Below are 22,767 nucleotides of genomic sequence, written 5' to 3'. Positions count from 1 at the left end.
GAGTGCCTCAGCTGTGCGTCACTGGAACTTCGTGAACGTCTGCGCGGTTGCTTTGGTGACGATGACGGTGCCGGTGTCGATGACGGCCTTGACCTTCTTGCCGGAGGCGGCGGCAGCGGCTGTGGTGACGGCGGTCGTGCCCATCTTTTGCGGGAACTGCGCGACACTTGCGGTCTCGGTTCCGGCGAGAATCGCCTTGGCCTCGTCCGGCAGGCCGTCGAAGCCGACGATCAGGAGGTTCTTCTTGAACACGTTCGTCTTGGATCGGGCTTCGATGGCGCCGAGGACGGGTGGTCCGCAGGCGCTGTAGATGGCGTCGACGTCAGGGTCGGAGGAACCGATGGCCTGCATCACGTTGACGCCCTTCGTCTGGTCGCAGTCGGTCGACAGCGTTTTGACGACCTTGATGTCGGTGCCCTTGAGGCCGGCGAGCATGCCGTCGACGCGGTCCTGCAGTGCGGGAACACCGGGAACGCCGGACATGACTGCAACGCTGCCTTTCCCGTCGAGCTCCTTGGCGAGGTACTCGCCGCCTCGTTTGCCGCCGGCGTAGTTGTCGGTGCCGACGTAGCTGGAGAGCTTCTTCCATCCGGGAAGGTCGTTGTCCACAAGGACGACTTTGACGCCTTCGGAGACGGCCTGGTCGAGGACCGGCTCGACCTGCGGGCCGATCGGCGCAACGACAAGAGCGTTGGCTCCGCGGGTGAGCATTCCCTGGATGGCCGTTATCTGCGCCTGGGCGTCGGTGCCGTCCCCGGGCGCGACGACTCCGAGCAGATCGAATTTGCTCTTGTCCATCTTGTTGATACCGGTGGTCATGGCGCTGTAGTAGGCGTTGGTCGTCTTCAAGACGACGCCGATTTTGGGGAGGCTTGCAGCCTTGCCGCCGGCGCTTCCCCGCTTCCACCGGAGCAGCCGGTGAGGGTGAAGGCGAGGATGCCGACGGCGGCCATGGTGATCGTGACGTGTTTCTTCATGGTGTTCTCCACTTCGTTGTGCAGGGGATTGTGCGCGGCCGACGGGTTCGGCATCACACGGGGATGCAGCCGAATCAGGCAAATGGCGCTGTCGGTGCGGTTGCGTCGGCGCCGCCGACGATCATCGAGACGAGTTTTTGGTGGGTGGCGGCGGAGGATCTCTTCGCCGACGACTCGGCCGCGCCGGAGGACGATGGCGCGGTCGGCGACTTCGATGACGTCGTCGAGTTGGTGGGAGATGAGGATGACGGAGATGCCGCGGGCGGGAAGCGCTTTGACGAGGTCGAGCACCTGCCGTGTCTCTCGGATTCCGAGGGCGGCCGTGGGCTCGTCCAGGAGGACGACCCGGTGTGCGAAGGCGACGGCGCGGGCGACGGCGATGGCTTGGCGTTGGCCGCCCGACATGAGTCCGACGGGCATCACCAGGCTCGGGATCCGGACCTTCAGTTCTTCGAGGAGCTTCGCGGTCTCCTTGGCCATGGTCTTCGTTCGGAGGAGCCCGAAGCCGCGTGGCATCCTGCCCGGTCCGGTGAGCTCGCGGCCGGCGTAGAAGTTCGCCGACGCCGGCAGATTGTCGAACAGGGCCAGGTCTTGGTAGACGGTTTCGATTCCGGCACTCCGCGCGTCTGCGCTGCTTCTGAATTCGACGGGTGCGCCATCCACCAAGATCTGGCCCGAGTCGATCTGGTGCGTGCCGCTGATGCTTTTCACGAGCGTCGATTTGCCGGCACCGTTGTCACCGAGAAGGGCGAGGATCTCACCCTTCTTCAAAGTCAGCGAGGCGCCATCGAGGGCCACGACGTTCCCGTACCGTTTGACGGCCCCTCGTACTTCGAGAACGGGCGCGTCTTCGGAACTGGCGGCGGTGACGCTGGGGTGTTCGAGGACACTCATGAGGAAGCTCCTGTCTGGGTGGCGATGTTCCTGGTGGAGACGCTCTGGCTGGTGACACTTCGTTGGGCGAGGATGGCGCGGAACCGCGCCTCGGCACGAGTCCTGTAGACGTCCAGGAGGACGGCGAGGACGATAGTTGCTCCGATGATGACGATCTGGATGTACTGGTTCACGCCGAGCAGGTTGAGACCGTTGCGGATGACGCCGAGGGTCAGCGCTCCGATGAGGGCGTTGCTGACGCCGCCGCGGCCGCCGGTGAAGCTGGCGCCGCCGATGATGACGGCGGCGATCGCATCGAGCTCGGCGAGGGACCCTGCGGTCGGGTAGCCGGAGTTGGTCCGACCGGAGACGACGATGGCAGCCAGTCCTGCGGCGATGCCGGCGAAGACGTAGACGGAGATCATGACTTTCTTAACGGGGATTCCGACTCGTCGGGCTGCTTCCTCGTTGCTGCCGATGGCGTAGATCCAACGGCCCCAGGTCATCTTGCGTGTCAGGACCCAGACGGCGACGCCGAGGACCGCGACAAAGATCAGAGAGACCGGTACGGGCCCGACGAAGGCGCTGCCGAGGTAGTTGACGGAGTCGGGCATGCCGACCAGAGGCTGACCATTTGAGATGGAAAGGGCCAGGCCGCTCGCGACGCTCAGCATGGCGAGGGTCACGATGAACGGGCTCGGTATGCGTCCGAGGACGAACACGGCTCCGTTTACCCAACCTGCTATCGCGCCGACCAGGACCATCGCCCCGATGACGACGAGCCCATTGCCCACGCCGCCGATGAAGATGGTCGCGCCGACGACGCTGGCCAGTGAGAGCACGCTGCCAACGGAGAGATCGATGCCGCCAGTGAGGATGACCAGGAGTTGACCGAGGGCGAGAATGGCGATGGATGCCGTCTGCATGGCCAGGTTCTGCATGTTCCGCTCGGTGAAGAAGAGCGGGTTGGCGATGGTCATGGCGATAGCAAGCAGGACCAGGATCATGCCAGGCCCGAGCTTCATGACCCACAGGCCGACGGACACGGCGTTCGTGCTTTTTCCGGGAACGGTCTTCACCGTTCTGTTCGGAGTGATGGTTGAGGTAGTCATCTCAAGTGTCCTTTCGCGAGTCGAGGCGTTGACGCTCGATGAGCCTCGTCCGAGAAAATCGTCTGCGCCGGTGCATTCCTGAACCGTACGTCCCAATGGTCGACCGGTCAACCTTTATTCGCAAATGGTCGACCTTTAATGGTCGACCGGTTGCCCATTGACGACGAAGCACCTACGCTGAGGACGGCGCGGTACTTCTTCACGCGCTTGATCTCAAGGAAGAGGCACCGCATGTCCAGCACATCACTCGTATCCCGGTTGGGTCGCCGCGTCAGGTTCGGCATTATCGGAGGCGGTCTTGACTCCGTCATCGGAGGAACCCACCTGCTGGCCCTGCGCACCGACGGACTGGCCGACATCGTCGCCGGTGCCATGAGCATCGATCCGGCGGTTGCGGATGCGTCCGCTGCTGAGCTTCTCATCGACCCGAGTCGACGATATGCGTCGTGGCAGGATCTTCTCGCTGGCGAGACGGCTCGTGAAGACGGCGTCGATGCCGTTGTCGTCATTACCCCTCCGCAATTTCATGGCGAAATTTCCATGGCGTTCTTGCAGGCTGGGATCAATGTCCTCTGCGAGAAGCCGACGACATCGACAGCGGCGGACGCCGCGGAAGTGGTCCGCGTTGCCGATGAATCAGGCGCCCTCTTCACCGTCACGCACTGCTATACCGGGTACCCGATGGTGCGCGAAGCGAAAGAACTCGTCCGAACCGGAGTTCTCGGGCGGATCACACTGGTCGAAGGGCGCCATGCCGCGGGCGACCCGGGTGTGCTCCGTGAACCGGAGGACTCCAGCAAGCGCCACTGGCACTTCAAGCCGTCATCCATGGGCAAAGCCGTTGTTCTCGGAGAGGTCGGCTCGCACGCCCACAACATCGTCGAGTACGTCACCGGCCAGCGCGTCATCGAAGTCACCGCGCAGCTGACGACCATCGCCAAGCGTCGCGAGATCTACGACAACGCGTACCTGACCCTTAGCTTCAGCGACGGAGCCGTCGGACGTCTCTGGTCGAGCTTCGTGGCCGCAGGGAACGAACATGGGCTCGCATTCGCCGTCTACGGCGACGACGGTTCCCTCCACTGGGACCAGGAATCCCCCGAGTACCTGTGGCTCCGCCGACCGGGCGAGGCAGCTATCCGCATCTCGCGAGGCCTTGACAGCACCAGCGAGGCGTCCCAGGCGGCGACCCGCATTCGCCCCGGACACCCCGAGGGCTACATCATGGCGTTCGCGAACATCTACCGTGACTTCTTCTCCGGCGTTCTCCTACGCCTTCTCGGCGAAAGCAGCGACGAAGCCGTCCGCGAGCTCCCCACCGCACGCGACGGGCTCAGCACGATCCGTCTCATCGAGGCAGCCGTCGAGTCCCACGACCGGCGCTCCCCGGTCGAAATCGTCCTCTGACTCTCACGCACCCGTCCTGAAAGGACCCAATGACGAAAACAACGGTTCGAGTCGGCCAAGTCGGTGCCGGCTTCATCGGCCAGATGCACTCCCTCGCCTTCAACAACGCCGGATTCTCCCAACGGCAGCCCTCCATCGCAGCCAACCTGGTAGCCCTAGCCGACCGGAGCGTCGAAGCCCGGGAAGCAGCAGCCAGCCGGTACGGCTGGTCCGCGACCTACGGCGACTGGACGGATGTCCTGAAACAGGACCTCGGCCTGTTCATCAACGCCGGCCCCAACGACCTCCACTTCGATCCGACCATCGGGGCCGCTCAAGCGGGCATCCCCGTCTTCTGCGAAAAGCCGCTCGCTTCCTCCGCCGGCGTCGCGCACGAACTCTGGAAAGCCGTCGCCGCCACCGGCGTCGAACACCGGTGCGCGTTCATGCACCGCTTCATCCCCGCCGTGCAATACGCACGCGAACTCATCGCCTCCGGCGAGCTCGGAGAGATCCGTCATTTCCGCTCTCGGTTCCTGATGGACATGGTCGGCCCCGACGGCGAGATCACCTGGCGTTTCGATCGCGGGCGCTCCGGCGCCGGCGCCATCGGCGACCTCGGCTCGCACCACATCGACCTCGCGCGGTTCCTCGTCGGCGAAGTCACCGAGGTGTCCGCCCTCACCCAGACGTGGACAGTCGACCCGAGCAACCGGATCACCGACGTCAACGACGACTCGTTCATCGCCATCGGCCGCCTCGCCAACGGAGCAACGGCATCCTTCGAAGCATCCCGGGTCGCTGCAGCCCACGCGCTCAGCGGCGAGTTCGAGATCGACGGAACCAAGGGCTCGATCTCATGGAAGATGGAACGACTGAACGAGCTCGTGATCCGCAGACCCGGAGGCGGCCCGAGCACCCAAATGGTGACGCGCTCTGGAGACCCGCTCGAAGGATTCTGGCTTCCCGGCGGAGTCCAGGGGTCTCACCCCGTTGGTTGGAACGAGTGCTTCGCCCACCAGGCTCACGACATGCTCGCCCTTGCAGCCGGAACCTCCACGGGATCGGTCGCCGCAACCTTCGAGGATGGCTATCGCGTCGCGGAAATCGTCGACACGATCGAAGAAGCCGCCCACGAGCGGAAGATGCTCCCGGTCGTCTTCAAGTCCTGACCGCGGTCTGATCCGGCAGGGGAAAAGGGAGGACCATGCGGTCCTCCCTTTGCACGTCCGCTCTTCAGCCGGCGGAAGGCAGCGACGCGTGGAGTCGACGGGTGGCCCGCTCCATGTGAGCGGACATTGCGGCGACGGCGGCTTCAGCATCGGACGCTTCGATGGCCGCGAGGATGGGTTCGTGCATCGCCAGCGACGACTCCGTCTCGCCGGCGGTGTGAATGACTCGGGAGACCCAGACCTCGAGGAGCGACCGGATGTTTTCGAGCACGCCGCTCAAGACAGCATTGTGAGAGGCTCGCGCGATGTCCAGATGAAAGGCGATGTCGGCAGCCACGTAGTCATCCACGGCGACGTCAGGCGTCCTCATCACTGCAGCGTGAGCCTGGATGGCTTCCAGTTCGGCTGGCGTCCGGCGCTCTGCGGCGAGCCCGACCAGCTGCACTTCCAAGATGCTTCGGGCTTCGAGCAGGTCTTCGAGACGACGCTCACCGAGGAGCAGACCCCATTCGATGACCTTCGGAAGGAGTTCCGAACTCGAACTCTGCAGGAAGGTGCCGTCGCCCACGCGCTGGTCGAGAAGCCCGAGCATGCTGAGCGACTTGATGGCTTCGCGGATCATGCCGCGCCCCACCTGCAACTCTTCGGCGAGCTGACGCTCAGAGGGGATTCGAGCGCCCGGCGCGAGGTCACCCGAGAGAAGAAGCTCGAGCATGCGATTCAGGATGACTCGACTCGACATCTCTCGGGGAGACGTCTGCTGAGTTTCCAGCCATACCATCGAATGTCCTCTCACAGCGGCAGTGGAGCACCGGTGCACCAATTCTATTCGTGACAGCGCATTTGCGCCAGCAAGGCGGGCGGCACGTGACAACACGGAGGAAAAGCTTTTGCCGAGCTAGAGAGTGGCAAACGGCTGACGATTCGTCAAGGTCTTCCACGTGTGTGAGGGACATGCATCCCTCTCAGTGGTTGACCGGTCGACCATTAGGTGCAAGCATTGAGTCCAAAGCTTTTCGATCCACGACTGGAGTGACCAATGAAGGTTTCTGTTCCCTTTGACGTCCACGCGCTCGACGAACTCCTGGAGAAGCAAGGCGTCGACGTCGTGCTGGCGACGACGAAACACAATGTCCAGCACCTTCTCGGCGGTTACCGCTATTTCTTCTTCGCGAATGCCGATGCCACCGGCATCAGCCGCTACCTTCCCGCTGTCGGCCTCATCCGCAATAGACCCGATGACGCCTTCTACATCGGGGCCGGCAATGAGGATTGGGGCACGGAGGGCGATCGCATCTGGGTCCAGGACATCCAGAACGTCAGTTGGACCAGTATCCAGACGGCTCAGGTCGCGGCCCAGGCTCTTCTCACGCGCGGCCTCGGGGCCGCAACCATCGGCGTCGAGAAGTCCTTCATCCCGGCGGATGCTCTGGACACGCTGCGCGACCTGCTCCCAGACGCGCGCTTTGTCGAAATTCATCCCGTGCTCGAGACCATGCGTGCCGTCAAGACTCCGTTGGAACTCGCCTTGGTCAGCGAAGCCTCCGTCAAGATCATCGAGTCCATGAAATCCGCCTTCGCGTTGGCTCAACCCGGCATGAGCAAGCTGGAACTCCAGGAACTCTTCCGTTTCGAGCAAACCAGACGCGGTATGTACTTCGAGTACGCGCTCGTCACCATCGGTGGCGGCTCGATGAATCGGGCCCCAACGGACGCCATCTGGGAAAGCGGTAGGAGCCTCTCCTTCGACTCCGGCGGGCAATACATGGGCTACATCGGCGACCTGTCCCGTATGGGCATTGACACCGACCCGAGCCCGCGCCAGGTGAGTTTGCTATCGCAGGTCGAGACCGTCCAACAAGAAGCTCGAACGATGATCGGTGCGGGCAAGAGAGGTGCTGAGATCTACACGCACGCCCTCGACGTCATCTCGAAACTGCCTGACGGCGACAAGATGAAGTTCGTCGCGCACGGCATGGGCCTCATCACTCACGAGGCGCCCCGCCTGACCGGCTCCGGGCCGGTTCCCTACCCCGGAACGCACGCTCAGGACCCTCTGCAGGCAGGCATGGTTCTCTCGATCGAGTCCTGGTTCGAAGACCACGACTCGGGTTTCATCAAACTCGAGGACACACTCATCGTCACCGACGACGGCTGGAGTGCCCCCGGTGACGACGCCCGCGGCTGGAATCGGACGGGCGGGTCAGGGTCGTGACGCCACCGCGCGAATCAACCGGAGCTCCCGCGGACGCCAAAAGAGTTGACCCGACGTGGTCACGACCGTTGTCGATGACGCTTATGCCGATGACCCCTCCGGCTGCGGTCGACTGACCTCTGCGGCGACCATCGCTATCTGACGGCGACACCCGCGCGTGACCTCGCGGCGACAAACGATGTCCCTCCGTATGGGCGACGTCCGCTCGGCTTCACGACGAACGTGGCTCGGGCGATCGACTACAGGGCGCGGTCGTAGAAGTCGACGATCGTGGCGAAGACCTCGTCGCGGACCTCCGGCTGGTTGTGCACCTCGTGACGGACACCCGTCCAGAGGCGCGTCGTGACGTCGGGGTGGCCCGCGTCGGCGAGGCGGTTCGCAGCCTGGTACACGCCGCTTCCGAAGGAGCCGACGGGATCCTGGTCGCCTGAGACGAAGAGGACGGACGTCGTCCGCGGGATCCTGGCGGCCCAGTCCGGCGAGTCGATTCGTTCGTAGAGGTCGGCGAACCCGGCGGCGAAGCCCGCGCTGAAGGGGCGCATGCCCGCGTTGTAGGGGTCTGCCACGTAGTCTGCGAGGACTGCGGGAACCGCGGAGATCCACTCGAGGGGTTGGCTTCAGGCCCGAACCGGCGCACGAGTGAGCCGAGCAGCGGGTTGAGCGCCTCTGTCGGGGCATCGAGGCCCTCCGCGGCGACCTGCGCCGAGGCGGCCCGGTGCGCCGTCGCCATCCCGTCGAGCATGCCGGTCGTGCCGCAGAAGACCGCGGCGGTGACTCCGTCTCCGTGCTGGGCGACGTACTCCCGCATGATCATCGAGCCCCAACTGTGCCCGAAGACGAGATAGGGCACGTCGGTCACGATGCCCTGGGCGATCTCGCGCAGCCGCTGCTCGTCGTCGACGAAGACGTCAGACGTGTCGGATCTCGACAAGCCCCACGAATCGTTCGCCAGAGCCGTCGCGCCGTGGCCGAGGTGGTCGTCCATCGCCACGGCGAAGCCGGCGTCGGTGAGAGCGTGAACGAGCGGCAGGTAGCGCCTCGAGTGCTCCCCGAACCCGTGTGCGACCTGCACCAGACCGCGACACCGGTCGACCACCGGCGTGTGCAGCCAGCCGTGGACGACGTCGCGCCCGTTGCTCGAGTCGAATGTGATGTCGTGGACGGCCATGGCAAACCCTTCTTCGCGTTCTCCTCACGGTAGCAAGGCGTGCCGGGCGGACGAAAGGTGCCGCGAGCTCACCGACCGTCATCGGAAGCGGGAGCTCCCAGGACGGAGACCGCGTCTTGCGACGGGCTCGCGCGGCGAGCCAGTGCCCCTGGAGGGACTCGAACCCCCAACCCTTTCCTTAGGACGGAACTGCTCTTCCATTGAGCTACAGAGGCTGACCCGACCAGCCTACCCAACCATCGCCGAACCCTCGCGTTCGGGCGACCGGCCGCCGCTCCGGGCGGCACCGGCGGCCGATGCCGTGACGACCGGGCGCGCGCCGAGGGCGGGCGCCGGAACCGACGTTCCGGAACCGACCCCGCGCGTCACACCGCCATCTTCAGCTCGTGGCGCTGCCACGGAGCCGTGAACTCGGTCCAGGCGGGTTCCTTCCACCGTTTGCCGATGATGGCCGCGGCGGTGGGCTCCGGGTTCCTGAGCTCGAACGGAAGCTTCCAGCCGAGTTCGCTCAGGAGTCGGTCCGCCTTCTTGTTGTTGCACTTGACGCAGGCGACCACCACGTTGTCCCAGGTGTTGGTGCCGCCGCGCGCCCGGGGCAGCACGTGGTCGAGCGTGTTGCCGTATTTGAAGCAGTAGGCGCACGTGTAGTCGTACATCTCCAGGACGGCGCGACGGCTCAGGGGAATGGACCGCCGCGGGATCCGGATGAACTGGCGCAGCAGGACGACGCTCGGCTCGAAGGCCGTGACCGTCGCGCTCCGCAGCACGCGGTCGCTCTGCGACAGGACGGACGCCTTGTCGTTCATGACCAGGAGGAACGCTCGACGCGAGGACACGACCGCGATGGGCTCGTAGCTCGCGTTGAGCACCAGGGTCCGGTTCACGCTTCCGCTCCCGAGACCGAGCGCGCCCGTCTGAGGAGATCAGGGGGAGCAGGGGCGGAGCGGCGGCCGACGGTTCGAAAACGGTCGTGAGAGCAGAGGAGGAGACAGGGGTGCGCATTGCTTTCCTTTCGAAAAGGCCCGGACGGCTTCCGGGTATTCGATTACGCGCAGTCGGTCTCGCCGCCAGGTGGTGCCCACGAAAAAAGCACCGTCACGATCAGTGACGGTGCTCAGTCGTGGGCGCCTCGGCGCACACCGAAATGGTGGACGCTCTGGCGCGTTGCCCGTATGGCACAGCTCAGCAGCGCACCCATGGTGCGGGTGGCTCCCGTTCGTGTCATCGGATCTCCTGGTGGTTCGTCGAACTGCGTGCGCTCAGATTACGACACGTCTCGGTGAGTGCCTAGCACCGCGCGTAACGGTTTACAGGACGTTCACGCAGAAACGATCCGCACACGGCGACGGCCCCCGCTCCCGAAGGGGCGAGGGCCGAGACGCAGGATCCCGAGAGACCTACTTGATACCGAAGCGGACGAAGTGCACGTCGCTGGTCCAGAGCGGGCGGACGCTGACGGCGCCGCCGGGCTTCGGGGCGTCCAGGATCATGCCGTTGCCGGCGTAGAAACCGTCGTGCGAACCGTTGTTGAGCACGACGATGTCGCCGGGCTCGGCGTCGGCCTGCGAGATGGTCGTCCCCGCCGCCGACTGGGCCGGAACGGAGTGCGCGAGCGAGATGCCGTACTGCGCGTAGACGTACATGACGAAGCCGGAGCAGTCGAAGCCGGAGGGCGTCGCACCGCCGAAGACATAGGGGGTGCCGACGTACTTCAGGGCCGTCTGGTAGACGGAGGCGAGACTGAATGCAGGATGCGACGGGTCGGCCAGGTAGTCGGCGGCGGTCTTGCCGGTGTAAGCGGTGCTGGCGGCGAACGAGGCGCGCTTGGCCACGGCGGCGGTGGTCTGGCTGGCCGAGAGGGTGGTGCTGGTCGTCGCCGTCCGAACGACGGGGACGGTCGCCGTGTAGTTGTCGCGTGAGACGCTCGCGTCGGAGACCGAACCAGCGACGGCGACGCTCTGGGCGCCGTTGGTCCGCGCGGCGTTGATGGCCGCCGTGGTCGACGAGGAGCCGGTGGCCGAGCTGTTCGGGGTGAGCGCGAAGGCCGGAATGGCCATCGTGCCCACGAGACCGGCGGTCAGCGTCATGACGACGACCGAGACGACGGTCTTCTTGGCACCCGGGCGCTTGGCCTTGACCTGCGCGCGGTCGGCAGCGCGTGCGGCGCGACGAGTGGTCGGAACCGCGATCGTCGAAGTCGTCACGGTCGAGATCGGGCCGGTGCGGATCGGATCGGTGCGAGGGGTCGACCGGCGGGCGACGAGCGAGCTCGTGCTGGGGGTCGAGGTGATGCCATTGGTCAAGAGGGGTGCTCTCCTGCGCCTCGACGGACACCTGGCTCCTAGGCCCAGCGCCTGCCCCATCCCGTTCGTTGGATCAACGACTCACGGCAAGAGATGGGGAACGAGACGTCTTGCCACGGGTCCGGCAACCGGCTTCCTGGTTGTTTGGACTTGGCGAGCGTACCCGAGTACGACCCCGATGTCATCCTGAAGGAGGATGTTTGTAACGAAAAGGTAAACGTTTGTGAAGGAAATCAGGAAGAGAGGTAGATGTGCGCCGCGACGTCGCTGGAGAGCTCGATCGCCTCGTCGTACCCCTCCACCTTGACCGAGACGTACGAACCCGCCGCCGAGATCGTGGCCACGTTGCCGGGTTGTACCCCGTTGTCGTGCAGCTGCTGAAGGAATTCCGGCTCGAACTGGACCGGCTCGGCGAGCCGACGGATCGTTCCTGACTTTCCGCTGGGATTCTGGGCCGCCACGTCGACGATCGAGATCACTCCGTCGAGGAAGCGACCGGCCGGCGAATCGCCGAGCTCGTCGAGCCCGGGGATCGGGTTGCCGTAGGGCGACTCGGTCGGGTGGTCGAGCATCTCGAGGAGACGCCGCTCGACCTGCTCGCTCATCACGTGCTCCCACCGGCAGGCCTCGTCGTGGACGAAGGCCCAGTCGAGGCCGATCACGTCGGCGAGGAGGCGCTCGGCGAGGCGGTGCTTGCGGATCACATGGGTCGCCTTCGTGCGACCCGCAGTGGTGAGCTCGAGGTGGCGGTCTCCCGAGACGACGACGAGCCCGTCGCGTTCCATGCGGGCGACGGTCTGCGAGACGGTCGGGCCGGAGTGGCCGAGGCGCTCGGAGATGCGGGCTCGGAGAGGCACGATGTTCTCCTCTTCGAGATCGAGGATCGTGCGAAGGTACATCTCTGTGGTGTCGACGAGATCGGTCAACTGGTGCCTCCCGGTACAGCGCGCTTTCCTGAAATCCTACCGGTCGGACGGTATGGGCCGGATCACCTGGGGGTCGTCTGAACCGGGCGTCGCGATCCTGCCCTCTCGATAGCATCGAACGCATGCCGGACATCACCCTCCCCACCGACCTCCTCCCCACCGACGGACGCTTCGGGTGCGGGCCCTCCAAGATCCGCGGAGCCCAGCTCGAGCACCTCGTCACGTCCGGAGCGAAGATCCTCGGGACGTCCCACCGCCAAGCGCCCGTCAAAGACCTCGTGGGCCGCGTGCGCGCCGGCCTCGGCACCCTGTTCGACCTCCCGGACGGCTACGAGGTCGTCCTCGGAGACGGTGGCTCGACGGCCTTCTGGGACGCCGCGTCGTTCGGACTCATCGAGAAGCGCGCCGAGAACCTCTCGTTCGGCGAGTTCGGCTCGAAGTTCGCGAAGGCGGCCGGAGCGCCGTGGCTCGAGAAGCCGCACGTGATCACGGCCGAAGGCGGCTCGCGCGCCGAGGTCGAGATCGTCGAGGGCGTCGACGTCTATGCCTGGCCGCACAACGAGACCTCGACCGGCGTCATGGCCCCGGTCGCCCGCGTGAACGGCGACGCCGGCGCGCTGACGGTCATCGACGCGACGAGCGCCGCGGGCGGGGCCCGGTTCGACGCCGCCGAGGCCGACGTCTACTACTTCGCCCCGCAGAAGAACTTCGCCTCGGACGGCGGCCTGTGGTTCGCCCTGATGTCGCCGGCAGCGATCGAGCGCATCGAGCGCATCGCCGCTTCGGATCGATACATCCCCGAGTTCCTGAGCCTGAAGAACGCCGTCGACAACTCGCGCCTCAACCAGACGCTGAACACGCCGGCCCTGGCGACCCTGCTCCTGATGGAAGACCAGATCGACTGGATCAACGGCAACGGCGGCCTCGCCTGGGCCGACGCCCGCACCAGGGAGTCCTCGGGCGCCCTGTACGACTGGGCGACGGCGTCCGAGTACGCGACGCCGTTCGTGGTCGACCCGGAGCACCGCTCGCAGGTCGTGGCGACCATCGACTTCGCCGAGTCCATCGACGCAGCCGCCGTCGCGAAGATCCTGCGCGCCAACGGCATCGTCGACACCGAGCCCTATCGCAAGCTCGGTCGCAACCAGCTGCGCATCGCCACGTTCACGGCCATCGAGCCCGACGACGTCCGGCAGCTGATCCGCTCCATCGAGTTCGTCGTCGCCGAGCTCTCCGCCTGACCCCTCCAGAAATCGAAGGGGATTTTGCCCCCGGGCCTGCTCGATCAGCGATCGGCGGCCCTTCGGGCAAAATCCCCTTCGATTTAAGGCGATGGATCACGGCGCAGGATCCGGGTTACTCGTCTTCGTCCTCGTCGTCGTCGCCCGACCCGTCCAGGCCGGCGGCCTCGGCCGCCTCCTCGACGTCGATGCCGTCGAACTGGTCGCGGACGAGATCGTCGTCGTCATCGTCGTCGTCCGACTCGTCATCGTCGTCGTCCGACTCGTCGTCGTCGTCGTCCGACTCGTCGTCGTCGTCCGACTCATCGTCGGCCGCGTGCGCCGCGGCCTCCTGGGACGCCTCGTACTCGGCGAGCCGCTCGACCCACGGCACCCAGTCGGGCGCGAGCAGGAGGAATCGCCCGGGATGAGCTCCGTCTCGAGCACGGTGGGCTCTTCGCCCGCCAGGGTCGAGACGCTGACGGTCCAGATCCAGCCCGGGTAGCCGGGAAGCGTATTGGCGAAGTGGACCGTCGACGTGTTGTCGTCTTCGACGACGACGTCGAGGGGCTCGCCGATCGTGTCGTCGCGCGTGATCTCGAGCAGAGCGGTCCGGGCCAGCTCGAACAGGGCGTCGTCAGCCATCGAGCTGGTCCGCGATCTTGCGCAGGACGGCGGCGACCTGCGCACCGTTCTCCGGGTAGCGGCCGCGACGGAGTCGGTTGCCGACGCCGTCGAGCATCTTTACGAGGTCCTCGACGATGACGGCCATGTCTTCGGCGGATCGGCGGCTGCGCTCGACCATGCTCGGCGCGGCGTCGAGAACGCGCACCGAGAGGGCCTGAGCCCCTTCTTACCGTCGGCGATGCCGAATTCGAGGCGGGTGCCGGCCTTCACGCCGGTCGTGCCCGTGGGCAGGGCCGACGCGTGCAAGAAGACCTCCTGGCCGTCATCGCTCGAGATGAAGCCGAAGCCTTTCTCGTCGTCGTAGAACTTGACCTTGCCGGTGGGCATGACTGAACTCCTAGGTAGGTGGGGCGCCCCAAGCATACGGGCCCACGGCAGAGCGTGGCCCACTACGCTGGCATCGTGCCCACGAACAGACCTGCTCCCGAGGAGCGCACCGGTATCCGCCGCGTCGAGCGCGCCCTGCTGTTCGCCTTCCCCTCGGTGATCGGCCTCGGCGTCGTCTGCATCGTGATCGTGATCATCGCGGCGATCTCCGGTCACGGCAACTCGTCGTCCGGCATCTGGCCGACGATCACGCTGCTGCCCGAGATCGCCTTCCCGATCGCGATCATCCTGGTGATCGCCTACGTCGTCGTCAGCGGCATCCGCCGATCGCGAGACTCTCGACGCGAGGCAGACTCTCGGGGCGAGAAACGCTGATCCCGGCGCAGCGCCGACACCGGGCAGAGGCGCCCCGTGGCTAGCGCTCTCGACCTCGCCGGTACCGTGCGCGGCCTCGAGCCCGAGGCCCTGCTCGCACGACTCCGCGAGCGCACCGTCAACCGTCCGGCGTCCGTGAAAGACGCGTTCGATCTGGCCGACGCCCTTCTCGATCACACGTCGGTGCGCGACGCGCTCACGCGGCTCGACCGCGTCGCGCTGCTCGCTCTCCGCGTCGCGGCCACGACCGGCACTCCGGCCGACCTGCTGGCCGCCGCGGCGCCGTCCTTCGACGTGGCTCCCGACGAGTTCGAGCGGGCGCTGTCCCACCTCGACGAGCTCTTCCTCGTCTTCCGAGCCGAGGGCACGACCACGACGTTCGGTCCCGTGACCACCGTTCTCGACGATGATCCTGCGCTCTCGCAGAGCTCTCTCGGCGGCACCACGCCCCCGTCGTCCTCGAGGCCGTCGACTCCGTCGACCGTGCGACCCAAGACGAACGGAGCGCCGAGCGCCTCTACGCGATCGTGATCGAGGTCGCCGAGATCATCCGGGCCGTGGGTGACAGCCCTGCGCGCGAACTCGCCAAGGGAGGGTTGGCCCTGCCGGAGACGCGCCGACTCGCGGAGGCCGCTCGCATCGACGTCGACGACGTCACCCCGATCCTGAACGCCTCGCGCGCGGCGGGGCTGGTCGAGGTCGGTCGTGAGGGCTGGGTCCCGACGCCGCAGTCCGAGAGCTGGCTCCTGGCGTCGTGGCCCGATCGCTGGGCGACGCTCGTGTCGTCGTGGCTTCGGGCCCTCCCGCGCGAAGTGCTGGCGGTGCTCGATCAGCGCGCAGACACCTCGTGGGGCGAGCCGCTGCGCACCTTCACCGAGTGGCGGTACCCGGCGGGCCACGCCTGGGTTCCCGAGCGCCTCGACGCGTTCGCACGCTCAGCGGAACTCTTCGGGCTCACCACCGGGTCGCGGCCGACCTCCGTCGCGGTCACCCTGCTTCGGGAGGGCGTCGATCCGGCGCGCGAGATCGTCAGGCGGCTGATGCCCGCGCCCATCGACAAGGTCTACCTGCAGCACGACCTCACCGTCGTCGCGCCCGGGCCCTCGCGCCCGACCTCGACGGCCGCCTCCGCAGCATCGCCGAGGTCGAGAGCGCCGGCCTGGCCGCCACCTACCGCATCAGCGAGGGCGGCATCCAGCGAGCTCTGAGCGCCGGCGAGACCGAAGCGGGGCTCCGCGAGTTCCTGAACGGCGTCTCGTCGACCGGCATCCCCCAGCCGCTCGACTACCTGCTCACCGAGACCGCCGCGCGCCACGGTCGCTACCGCGTCTCGACGCTCGCCCAGGACGGCCTCGATCGCGTCGCCCTGTCCATCGGCGCCGTGAGCCAGCTCCGGAGCGACGACAGCGCGCTGATCGACACCGTCGAGGTCGACCAGGCGCTGGCACCGCTCGGCCTGCGCCGCGTCGACGGGCTGCGCATGCTGTCCCGCTTCGACGCCGAGACCGTCTACTGGGGCCTCAGCGACGAGCGCTATCCCGTCGTGCTCGAAGACGACGAGCGCGAGCCGCTCCGCTCCCCCTCCGACGAAGGGCGCGCAGGATCACGCCGCCCCCGGCCTCCGATCCCGTGGCCGATCTCGTCCAGCGGGTGGCGGCAGCCGGCGGCGGCAGCCCCGAAGACACCGACCGCGCGTGGATCGCCCGCCAGCTCGACGCCGCCGTCAAGGCCCGGATGACGGTCGTCGTGACCGTCGCCCTGGCCGACGGCACCACGTCGGAGCTGTCGATGGAGCCGACCGGAGTCGGCGGTGGGCGCGTTCGCGGTCGAGACCGCAAGTCGGACATCGAGCGCACGCTGCCCCTCTCGAGCATCGTCGCCGTGGCGACGCCCGCGCCCTGACTCTCCCTCCCTCCCTCCCTCGACCTCCCCCTGCTTGGTCGTGCACGGCGTGCCGATCACGTTCGCCGATCGCTGCGCACGACGAACCAGTGTCACGGGGCCGGGCCGACGCACAGGCGCGACGCTTAGACTTCAACGTTGTCGGTTTGCACGCGACACCCCTCAATGTCGGGAGCGTTTTGTCAGGTCCACTCATCGTCCAGAGCGATCGCACGGTACTGCTCGAAGTCGCCCACCCCGACGCTGACGACGCCCGGCACGACCTCAGTGTCTTCGCCGAGCTCGAGCGCGCGCCCGAGCACGTGCACACGTACCGCATCACGCGCCTCGGCCTCTGGAACGCCCGCGCGGCGGGGCACTCGGCCGAAGACATGCTCGGCACGCTCGAGAAGTACTCCAAGTTCCCGGTGCCGCAGAGCGTCTCCGTCGACATCGGCGAGACCGTGGCCCGCTACGGCCGGATCGTCATCGAGCGAGACGGCGATCAGTTGCTCCTGCGCGGTACCGACTCGGCCGTCCTGCGCGAGGTCACCCGGGCCAAGAAGGTGGGCGAGCTCCTCGGCGTGAAACGGGCCGACGACCTCTGGGAACTCCTCCCCTGGGCTCGCGGCGAGATCAAACAGCAGCTCATCAAGCTCGGCTGGCCCGCCGAAGATCACGCCGGGTACACCCCGGGCACCCCGCACCAGATCGATCTCGACACCACCGAGTGGAATCTCCGCGACTACCAGCAGAAGGCCGTCGACAACTTCTTCGAAGGCGGCTCCGGCGTCGTCGTGCTCCCCTGCGGTGCGGGCAAGACCCTCGTCGGCGCGGGTGCGATGGCGCAGGCCAAGACGACCACGCTGATTTTGGTCACCAATACGGTCTCGGCCCGCCAGTGGCGTGACGAGCTCCTCAAGCGCACCAGCCTGACGGAGGACGAGATCGGCGAGTACTCCGGCGCCGTGAAAGAGATCAAGCCCGTCACCATCGCGACCTACCAGATCCTCACCGCCAGGCGCGCGGGCAAGTACACGCACCTCTCGCTGCTCGACGCTCTCGACTGGGGCCTCGTGGTCTACGACGAGGTCCACCTCCTGCCTGCCCCCGTCTTCAAGCTGACGGCCGAGCTTCAGGCTCGCCGTCGTCTCGGCCTCACGGCCACGCTCGTCCGAGAAGACGGCCGCGAGAGCGACGTGTTCAGCCTCATCGGCCCCAAGCGCTTCGACGCCCCGTGGAAGGAGATCGAGGCGCAGGGCTTCATCTCCCCCGCCAGCTGCTACGAGGTCCGAGTCGACCTCCCGCAGGAGGCCCGCCTCGAGTACGCCGCCTCCGCCGACGACGAGCGATACCGGCTCGCAGCGACCGCGCCCATCAAGCTCGACGTCGTGAGGCAGCTTGTCCAGCGGCACGAGGGCGAGCAGATCCTGGTCATCGGCCAGTACCTCGACCAGATCGACGAGCTCGCCGATTCGCTCGGAGCCCCGAAACTCACCGGGGCGACCAGCGTCGACGAGCGACAGCGGCTCTATCAGGCGTTCCGCGACGGCGAGGTGAAGGTGCTCGTCGTCTCGAAGGTGGCCAACTTCTCGGTCGACCTCCCCGAGGCCACGGTCGCCATCCAGGTGTCCGGATCGTATGGTTCCCGCCAGGAAGAGGCGCAGCGGCTCGGTCGCCTCCTCCGCCCGAAGAAGTCCGGCTTGCCGGCGTCGTTCTACACGCTGGTCAGCCGAGACACGGTCGACCAGGACTTCGCGCAGAACCGCCAGCGGTTCCTCGCCGAGCAGGGCTACAGCTACACGATCCTGGATTCCATCGCCCTCGCCGCATAGCGTCGCGATCTCACCAGCGCACTACCAAGCGGCGTACGCGCGACTCTCAGGAAACGCTTAGACGGCGCGCAGATACTTGGGCCTATGAGTGATGGCCCCAAGATTCTGATCGTCGACGACGAGCCCAACATCCGCGACCTCCTGACCACGAGCCTCCGGTTCGCCGGTTTCGCGGTGCGCGCGGTCGGAAACGGGGCGCAGGCCATCTCGGCCGTCCTCGAAGAAGAGCCCGACCTCATCATCCTCGACGTCATGCTGCCCGACATGAACGGCTTCGGCGTGACCAAGCGCCTTCGTTCGTCCGGTTACACCTCGCCGATCCTCTTCCTGACGGCCAAGGACGACACCGAAGACAAGATCACCGGCCTCACCGTCGGCGGCGACGACTACGTCACCAAGCCGTTCAGCCTCGACGAGATCGTGGCGCGCATCAAGGCCATCCTCCGCCGCACGATGAACGAAGACGAAGACGCCATCATCCGCACCGGCGAACTGACGATGGACCAGGACACCCACGAGGTCACCATCGGCGAGACCGCCATCGAGCTCAGCCCGACCGAGTTCAAGCTGCTGCGCTACCTCATGCTCAACCCGAACCGCGTGCTCTCGAAGGCCCAGATCCTCGACCACGTGTGGGAGTACGACTTCAACGGCGACGCCGGCATCGTCGAGAGCTACATCTCGTACCTGCGGCGCAAGCTCGACCAGTTCTCGGCCGAGCCGATCATCCAGACCAAGCGCGGTTTCGGCTACATGCTGAAGGCCGCCAAGGCGTAGCCCGCGTTCGTCCAGCCACCTCCGCTAATCTGACGCGGTCATGCACACACGTCTGTCGCAGTGGTGGAACGAGATCTCCATCCGCACCAAGATCACCGGGATCACGGTGTGTCTGGTGACGCTCGGCCTCCTCGTCGCCGGCCTGGGCACGATGACGGTGCTGAGCACCTACCTCTACGGGCAGGTCGACCGCGACCTGACGACGGCCTCGAAGGCCATCACGAAGTACAACGGCGACAGCGACCACTGTTCGGCCGACTTCGGCATCGCGAAGAGCGCCTACATCGCGATCGTGGCCGACGACGGCACGCTGCTCTGCACCAACATCCGAGACCTCGACTCCACGAGTTCCGCGCCGTACCTGCCGGCCTTCACCGAGCGCGCGACCGCTGCGCACAAGGACGCCTTCAACGGCTACAACAAGTCGCACACCGAAGAGTGGCGCCTCTACGCCGTCCACACGGCGATCACGAACACGGCGACCGACCGAACGGAGGCGCTCACCGTCGTCACGGGCCAGAACCTCGCGTCGACCAACGCGACGATCGCCCGCTTCACCTACATCTTCCTGGGCTTCGGTCTCTCCGTCGTCGTCCTCGGGGCCGCGATCACCCGCCTCCTCGTCACCTCCACGTTCGCCCCGCTCCGCGACGTCGAAGACACCGCGGCGCGCTTCGCCGACGGCGACTTCAGCCAGCGCCTCGACACGACGTCCCCGAACACCGAGGTGGGCCGGCTCAACCGCTCTCTCAACACGATGCTCTCCCGGATCGACTCGGCCTTCGACGACCGCGCGAAGACCATCGACCAGATGCGACGCTTCGTCGGCGACGCGAGTCACGAGCTGCGCACGCCGCTGGTGTCGCTCCGCGGCTACGCCGAGCTCTACCGCATGGGCGCCCTGACCAAGCCCGAAGACGTGGCGCAGGCGATGGACCGCATCGAGAAGGAGGCCATCCGCATGGGTGGCCTCGTGCAAGACCTGCTGCAGCTGGCCCGCCTCGACGAGTCGAAGCCGCTCGAACTCGGTCCCGTCGACCTGGTGACCATCGCCCGCGACTCCGCCCTCGACACCATGGCCTCGAACACCGACCGCGAGATCCGCGTCATCGTCCGCGAGCCGGTGGCCCCGGGCGCCGCGACCACCGAAGAGTACGTCATCCCCCGCAGGCGCCGACGTCTCCCCGGTCGGCGCCACCGGCCCCATCGCCTTCGCCGGGGCGACTCTCGCCAGGCTCAGGATGCGACGCGCCCGGGCCACGGCCGCGGGCATCCCGCCCGAGGAGCTCCCGCGTCTCGACGCCGCAGACGAGCGCGCCATCAGCCCCGTGGTGCTCGGCGAAGAGAACAAGATCCGCCAGGTCGTGACGAACCTCATGGGCAACGCGATGCGATTCACCGAGTCCGACTCGCCCATCGAGCTCGCCGTGCAGGCCGACCCGGTCCGCGGCATGGCGACACTCGACGTGATCGACCACGGCGACGGCATCCCGCCCCAGATCCGGGAGAAGATCTTCCAGCGCTTCTGGCGGGCCGACACGTCACGGACACGCGACACGGGCGGCTCGGGACTCGGCCTGGCCATCGTGTCGGGCATCGTCGCGGCACACCGCGGCGATGTCGACGTCTTCGACACCCCGGGCGGCGGCGCCACCTTCCGCGTCTCGCTGCCGCTGCTCCCCGAGCCGCGCCCCTAACCCGCTACCGCGCCGCCGCGTCTGTCCGGCCCGCTTCCCGCGCTGCCCCGCCCGGCGACCTTGCATCGCCACGCCACCACCACCCGTCGACGACGAAGGCCGGCTCCCCGAAGGGGAACCGGCCTGGGCCTGAATCAGCTCGGACTTAGAAGTCCATGCCACCCGTGGGGTCGCCGGCCGGAGCCTGGACCTTCTCGGGCTTGTCGGCGACGACGACCTCGGTGGTGAGGAAGAGGCCGGCGATCGAAGCAGCGTTCTGCAGAGCGGAGCGCGTCACCTTGGCGGGGTCGATGATGCCGGCGGCCAGCATGTCGACGTACTCGCCGGTGGCGGCGTTGAGGCCCCAGCCCACCTCGAGGTTGCGCACGCGGTCGACGACGACGCCGGGCTCCATGCCGGCGTTGAAGGCGATCTGCTTGAGCGGAGCGTCGATGGCGACGCGCACGATGTTCGCACCCGTGGCCTCGTCACCCACCAGCTCGAGCGTGGCGAGAGCGGTCTTGCCGGCCTGGATGAGGGCGACGCCACCACCGGCGACGATGCCCTCTTCGACGGCTGCCTTCGCGTTGCGGACGGCGTCTTCGATGCGGTGCTTGCGCTCTTTGAGCTCGACCTCGGTCGCGGCCCCGGCCTTGATGACGGCGACGCCACCGGCCAGCTTGGCGAGGCGCTCCTGGAGCTTCTCGCGGTCGTAGTCGGAGTCGGTGTTCTCGATCTCGGAACGGATCTGACGGACGCGGCCGGCGATCTGCTCCTCGTCGCCAGCACCCTCGACGATGGTGGTCTCGTCCTTGGTGATGATGACCTTGCGGGCGCGGCCCAGGAGGTCGAGGGTGGCGTTCTCGAGCTTGAGACCGACCTCCTCGGAGATGACCTGGCCACCGGTGAGGATGGCGATGTCCTGGAGCTGGGCCTTGCGACGGTCGCCGAAGCCCGGAGCCTTGACGGCGACGGACTTGAAGATGCCGCGGATCTTGTTGACGACGAGGGTCGCGAGAGCCTCACCGTCTACGTCTTCAGCGATGATCAGGAGCTGCTTGCCCGACTGGATCACCTTGTCGACGATCGGCAGAAGGTCTTTGATGTTCGAGATCTTCGAGTTGACGATCAGGATGTAGGCGTCTTCGAAGACGGCTTCCTGGCGCTCGGGGTCGGTGACGAAGTACTGCGACAGGTAACCCTTGTCGAAGCGCATGCCCTCGGTGAGCTCGAGCTCGGTGCCGAAGGTGTTCGACTCCTCGACGGTGACGACACCCTCCTTGCCGACCTTGTCGATCGCCTCGGCGATCAGCGCGCCGATGGTGGGGTCAGCAGCCGAGATGGAAGCCGTAGCCGCGATCTCGTCTTTCGTCTCGATCTCCTTGGCGTTCTCGAGCAGCTGCGCGGAGACGGCCGCGACGGCCTTCTCGATGCCGCGCTTGAGGCTGATCGGGTCGGCGCCGGCGGCGACGTTGCGGAGACCCTCGCGAACGAGTGCCTGGGCGAGGACGGTGGCCGTCGTCGTGCCGTCTCCGGCGACGTCGTCGGTCTTCTTCGCGACCTCCTTGACCAGCTCGGCGCCGATCTTCTCGTAGGGGTCGTCGAGTTCGATCTCTTTAGCGATGGAGACACCGTCGTTGGTGATCGTGGGTGCGCCCCACTTCTTCTCGAGAACGACGTTGCGGCCGCGCGGGCCGAGGGTGACCTTTACAGCGTCGGCCAGGATGTTGAGGCCGCGCTCGAGGCCGCGGCGGGCCTCTTCGTCAAAAGCAATGATCTTAGCCATGTGGTTTTTCGTCCCTCCCGGACGTCGTGGGGTGGATGAACCCCGGCAGAAGCTTTGGCACTCACTGCGCG

General features: G+C 66.6%; 22 protein-coding genes, 1 tRNA gene and 3 pseudogenes. 13 read left to right on the top strand and 13 right to left on the bottom strand.

All coding sequences use genetic code 11. The features are described 5' to 3' along the window. Positions 1 to 18: 18 nt before the first annotated feature. From QUE79_RS07650 to QUE79_RS07640, 3 genes are read right to left on the bottom strand one after another with little or no spacing between them, the layout of a single operon-like run. Complete coding sequence (locus tag QUE79_RS07650; RefSeq protein ID WP_286346143.1) at positions 19 to 849, bottom strand: sugar ABC transporter substrate-binding protein; 831 nt, start codon at positions 847 to 849, stop codon at positions 19 to 21. After that, positions 846 to 1,871, bottom strand: coding sequence for an ATP-binding cassette domain-containing protein (locus QUE79_RS07645; protein WP_286346142.1), 1,026 nt, complete (start codon positions 1,869 to 1,871; stop codon positions 846 to 848). The genes QUE79_RS07650 and QUE79_RS07645 overlap by 4 nt, the downstream gene beginning before the upstream one ends. Further along, entirely contained in the window at positions 1,868 to 2,962 is a 1,095-nt protein-coding gene (locus QUE79_RS07640; protein ID WP_286346141.1) for an ABC transporter permease, read from the bottom strand. Before QUE79_RS07640 ends, QUE79_RS07645 begins: the two co-directional genes overlap by 4 nt. Positions 2,963 to 3,100: 138 nt before the next feature. On the opposite strand from QUE79_RS07640, the gene QUE79_RS07635 reads away from it, so the two are divergent. Further along, entirely contained in the window at positions 3,101 to 4,369 is a 1,269-nt protein-coding gene (locus QUE79_RS07635) for a Gfo/Idh/MocA family protein (RefSeq protein WP_350271661.1), read from the top strand. A 29-nt stretch (positions 4,370 to 4,398) separates the two neighbouring features. Next, on the top strand, positions 4,399 to 5,520 hold the full coding sequence (locus QUE79_RS07630) for a Gfo/Idh/MocA family protein (protein WP_286346139.1): 1,122 nt from the start codon (positions 4,399 to 4,401) through the stop codon (positions 5,518 to 5,520). 64 nt (positions 5,521 to 5,584) lie between these two features. Here the strand turns inward: QUE79_RS07630 and QUE79_RS07625 are convergent, their stop codons facing one another. Then, on the bottom strand, positions 5,585 to 6,397 hold the full coding sequence (locus tag QUE79_RS07625; protein WP_286346138.1) for a FadR/GntR family transcriptional regulator: 813 nt from the start codon (positions 6,395 to 6,397) through the stop codon (positions 5,585 to 5,587). Between the two features lie 162 nt (positions 6,398 to 6,559). Between QUE79_RS07625 and QUE79_RS07620 the strand changes: the two genes are divergently transcribed. Next, entirely contained in the window at positions 6,560 to 7,735 is a 1,176-nt protein-coding gene (locus QUE79_RS07620; RefSeq protein WP_286346137.1) for a M24 family metallopeptidase, read from the top strand. Between the two features lie 239 nt (positions 7,736 to 7,974). Here the strand turns inward: QUE79_RS07620 and QUE79_RS07615 are convergent, their stop codons facing one another. The 6 genes and pseudogenes from QUE79_RS07615 to QUE79_RS07595 all read right to left on the bottom strand — a co-directional run bounded on the left by QUE79_RS07615 (position 7,975) and on the right by QUE79_RS07595 (position 12,132). Further along, positions 7,975 to 8,334, bottom strand: coding sequence for an alpha/beta fold hydrolase domain-containing protein (locus tag QUE79_RS07615; protein WP_286346664.1), 360 nt, complete (start codon positions 8,332 to 8,334; stop codon positions 7,975 to 7,977). Positions 8,335 to 8,480: 146 nt separating this feature from the next. Then, positions 8,481 to 8,903, bottom strand: a pseudogene (locus QUE79_RS25340) (alpha/beta hydrolase); the annotation flags it as partial. A gap of 143 nt (positions 8,904 to 9,046) precedes the next feature. Then, positions 9,047 to 9,118: transfer RNA gene (locus QUE79_RS07610), tRNA-Arg, on the bottom strand. A 150-nt stretch (positions 9,119 to 9,268) separates the two neighbouring features. Further along, positions 9,269 to 9,787, bottom strand: a complete 519-nt coding sequence (locus QUE79_RS07605; RefSeq protein ID WP_286346136.1) for an HNH endonuclease — start codon at positions 9,785 to 9,787, stop codon at positions 9,269 to 9,271. A gap of 513 nt (positions 9,788 to 10,300) precedes the next feature. Beyond that, positions 10,301 to 11,206, bottom strand: a complete 906-nt coding sequence (locus QUE79_RS07600; protein ID WP_286346135.1) for a C40 family peptidase — start codon at positions 11,204 to 11,206, stop codon at positions 10,301 to 10,303. 233 nt (positions 11,207 to 11,439) lie between these two features. Further along, positions 11,440 to 12,132, bottom strand: coding sequence for an iron-dependent transcriptional repressor DtxR (locus QUE79_RS07595; protein WP_286346134.1), 693 nt, complete (start codon positions 12,130 to 12,132; stop codon positions 11,440 to 11,442). A gap of 122 nt (positions 12,133 to 12,254) precedes the next feature. On the opposite strand from QUE79_RS07595, the gene serC reads away from it, so the two are divergent. Then, complete coding sequence (serC, locus tag QUE79_RS07590) at positions 12,255 to 13,373, top strand: phosphoserine transaminase (RefSeq protein WP_286346133.1); 1,119 nt, start codon at positions 12,255 to 12,257, stop codon at positions 13,371 to 13,373. Between the two features lie 96 nt (positions 13,374 to 13,469). On the opposite strand, the gene QUE79_RS07585 is transcribed toward serC, so the two are convergent. Together QUE79_RS07585 and QUE79_RS07580 are read right to left on the bottom strand one after the other, a co-directional pair. After that, positions 13,470 to 13,997, bottom strand: a complete 528-nt coding sequence (locus QUE79_RS07585; RefSeq protein WP_286346132.1) for a DUF3027 domain-containing protein — start codon at positions 13,995 to 13,997, stop codon at positions 13,470 to 13,472. Further along, positions 13,990 to 14,366 (bottom strand): annotated as a pseudogene (locus tag QUE79_RS07580) (cold-shock protein). The gene QUE79_RS07585 and the pseudogene QUE79_RS07580 overlap by 8 nt, the downstream one beginning before the upstream one ends. A 75-nt stretch (positions 14,367 to 14,441) precedes the next feature. Between QUE79_RS07580 and QUE79_RS07575 the strand changes: the two are divergent. The 9 genes and pseudogenes from QUE79_RS07575 (at position 14,442) to QUE79_RS07535 (ending at position 20,931) form a co-directional block, all read left to right on the top strand. After that, positions 14,442 to 14,741 (top strand): hypothetical protein, encoded by a 300-nt coding sequence (locus tag QUE79_RS07575; RefSeq protein ID WP_286346131.1) that lies wholly within the window; start codon positions 14,442 to 14,444, stop codon positions 14,739 to 14,741. 36 nt (positions 14,742 to 14,777) lie between these two features. Continuing rightward, the gene (locus tag QUE79_RS07570) at positions 14,778 to 15,272 is read left to right on the top strand and encodes a hypothetical protein (RefSeq protein ID WP_286346130.1); all 495 of its coding nucleotides are present in this window, start codon (positions 14,778 to 14,780) and stop codon (positions 15,270 to 15,272) included. Next, entirely contained in the window at positions 15,269 to 15,949 is a 681-nt protein-coding gene (locus QUE79_RS07565; protein WP_286346877.1) for a hypothetical protein, read from the top strand. The genes QUE79_RS07570 and QUE79_RS07565 overlap by 4 nt, the downstream gene beginning before the upstream one ends. Beyond that, complete coding sequence (locus QUE79_RS07560; protein WP_286346663.1) at positions 15,877 to 16,479, top strand: helicase-associated domain-containing protein; 603 nt, start codon at positions 15,877 to 15,879, stop codon at positions 16,477 to 16,479. Before QUE79_RS07565 ends, QUE79_RS07560 begins: the two co-directional genes overlap by 73 nt. After that, positions 16,476 to 16,643: a hypothetical protein gene (locus tag QUE79_RS07555; protein WP_286346129.1), complete on the top strand. Its 168-nt coding sequence runs from the start codon at positions 16,476 to 16,478 to the stop codon at positions 16,641 to 16,643. Before QUE79_RS07560 ends, QUE79_RS07555 begins: the two co-directional genes overlap by 4 nt. A gap of 179 nt (positions 16,644 to 16,822) precedes the next feature. Beyond that, on the top strand, positions 16,823 to 18,457 hold the full coding sequence (locus QUE79_RS07550) for a DNA repair helicase XPB (protein WP_286346128.1): 1,635 nt from the start codon (positions 16,823 to 16,825) through the stop codon (positions 18,455 to 18,457). Positions 18,458 to 18,541: 84 nt separating this feature from the next. Continuing rightward, positions 18,542 to 19,234: a response regulator transcription factor gene (locus tag QUE79_RS07545; RefSeq protein ID WP_286346127.1), complete on the top strand. Its 693-nt coding sequence runs from the start codon at positions 18,542 to 18,544 to the stop codon at positions 19,232 to 19,234. Between the two features lie 40 nt (positions 19,235 to 19,274). Next, a pseudogene (locus QUE79_RS07540) lies at positions 19,275 to 20,183 on the top strand (HAMP domain-containing protein); the annotation flags it as partial. Positions 20,184 to 20,475: 292 nt separating this feature from the next. Further along, a complete protein-coding gene (locus QUE79_RS07535) occupies positions 20,476 to 20,931 on the top strand; it encodes a sensor histidine kinase (protein WP_350271685.1) in 456 nt (151 codons plus the stop codon). A gap of 145 nt (positions 20,932 to 21,076) precedes the next feature. On the opposite strand, the gene groL is transcribed toward QUE79_RS07535, so the two are convergent. After that, positions 21,077 to 22,696, bottom strand: a complete 1,620-nt coding sequence (groL, locus tag QUE79_RS07530; RefSeq protein WP_286346126.1) for a chaperonin GroEL — start codon at positions 22,694 to 22,696, stop codon at positions 21,077 to 21,079. Positions 22,697 to 22,767 lie beyond the last annotated feature (71 nt).

The sequence above is a fragment of the Frondihabitans sucicola genome, from assembly GCF_030296615.1.
In the GTDB taxonomy this organism is placed as follows: Bacteria; Actinomycetota; Actinomycetes; order Actinomycetales; family Microbacteriaceae; genus Frondihabitans; species Frondihabitans sucicola.
This window is presented reverse-complemented; position numbering and strand designations above follow the sequence as displayed.

What these genes read in the sequence shown, in the direction of transcription:
- QUE79_RS07645 (WP_286346142.1), bottom strand. Translation starts at nt 1,871, where the DNA reads ATGAGTGTCCTCGAACACCCCAGCGTCACCGCCGCCAGTTCCGAAGAC.
- QUE79_RS07640 (WP_286346141.1), bottom strand. Translation starts at nt 2,962, where the DNA reads ATGACTACCTCAACCATCACTCCGAACAGAACGGTGAAGACCGTTCCC.
- QUE79_RS07635 (WP_350271661.1), top strand. Translation starts at nt 3,101, where the DNA reads ATGGTCGACCGGTTGCCCATTGACGACGAAGCACCTACGCTGAGGACG.
- QUE79_RS07630 (WP_286346139.1), top strand. Translation starts at nt 4,399, where the DNA reads ATGACGAAAACAACGGTTCGAGTCGGCCAAGTCGGTGCCGGCTTCATC.
- QUE79_RS07620 (WP_286346137.1), top strand. Translation starts at nt 6,560, where the DNA reads ATGAAGGTTTCTGTTCCCTTTGACGTCCACGCGCTCGACGAACTCCTG.
- serC (WP_286346133.1), top strand. Translation starts at nt 12,255, where the DNA reads ATGCCGGACATCACCCTCCCCACCGACCTCCTCCCCACCGACGGACGC.
- QUE79_RS07585 (WP_286346132.1), bottom strand. Translation starts at nt 13,997, where the DNA reads ATGGCTGACGACGCCCTGTTCGAGCTGGCCCGGACCGCTCTGCTCGAG.
- QUE79_RS07555 (WP_286346129.1), top strand. Translation starts at nt 16,476, where the DNA reads ATGACGGTCGTCGTGACCGTCGCCCTGGCCGACGGCACCACGTCGGAG.
- QUE79_RS07545 (WP_286346127.1), top strand. Translation starts at nt 18,542, where the DNA reads ATGAGTGATGGCCCCAAGATTCTGATCGTCGACGACGAGCCCAACATC.
- QUE79_RS07535 (WP_350271685.1), top strand. Translation starts at nt 20,476, where the DNA reads ATGCGACGCGCCCGGGCCACGGCCGCGGGCATCCCGCCCGAGGAGCTC.
- groL (WP_286346126.1), bottom strand. Translation starts at nt 22,696, where the DNA reads ATGGCTAAGATCATTGCTTTTGACGAAGAGGCCCGCCGCGGCCTCGAG.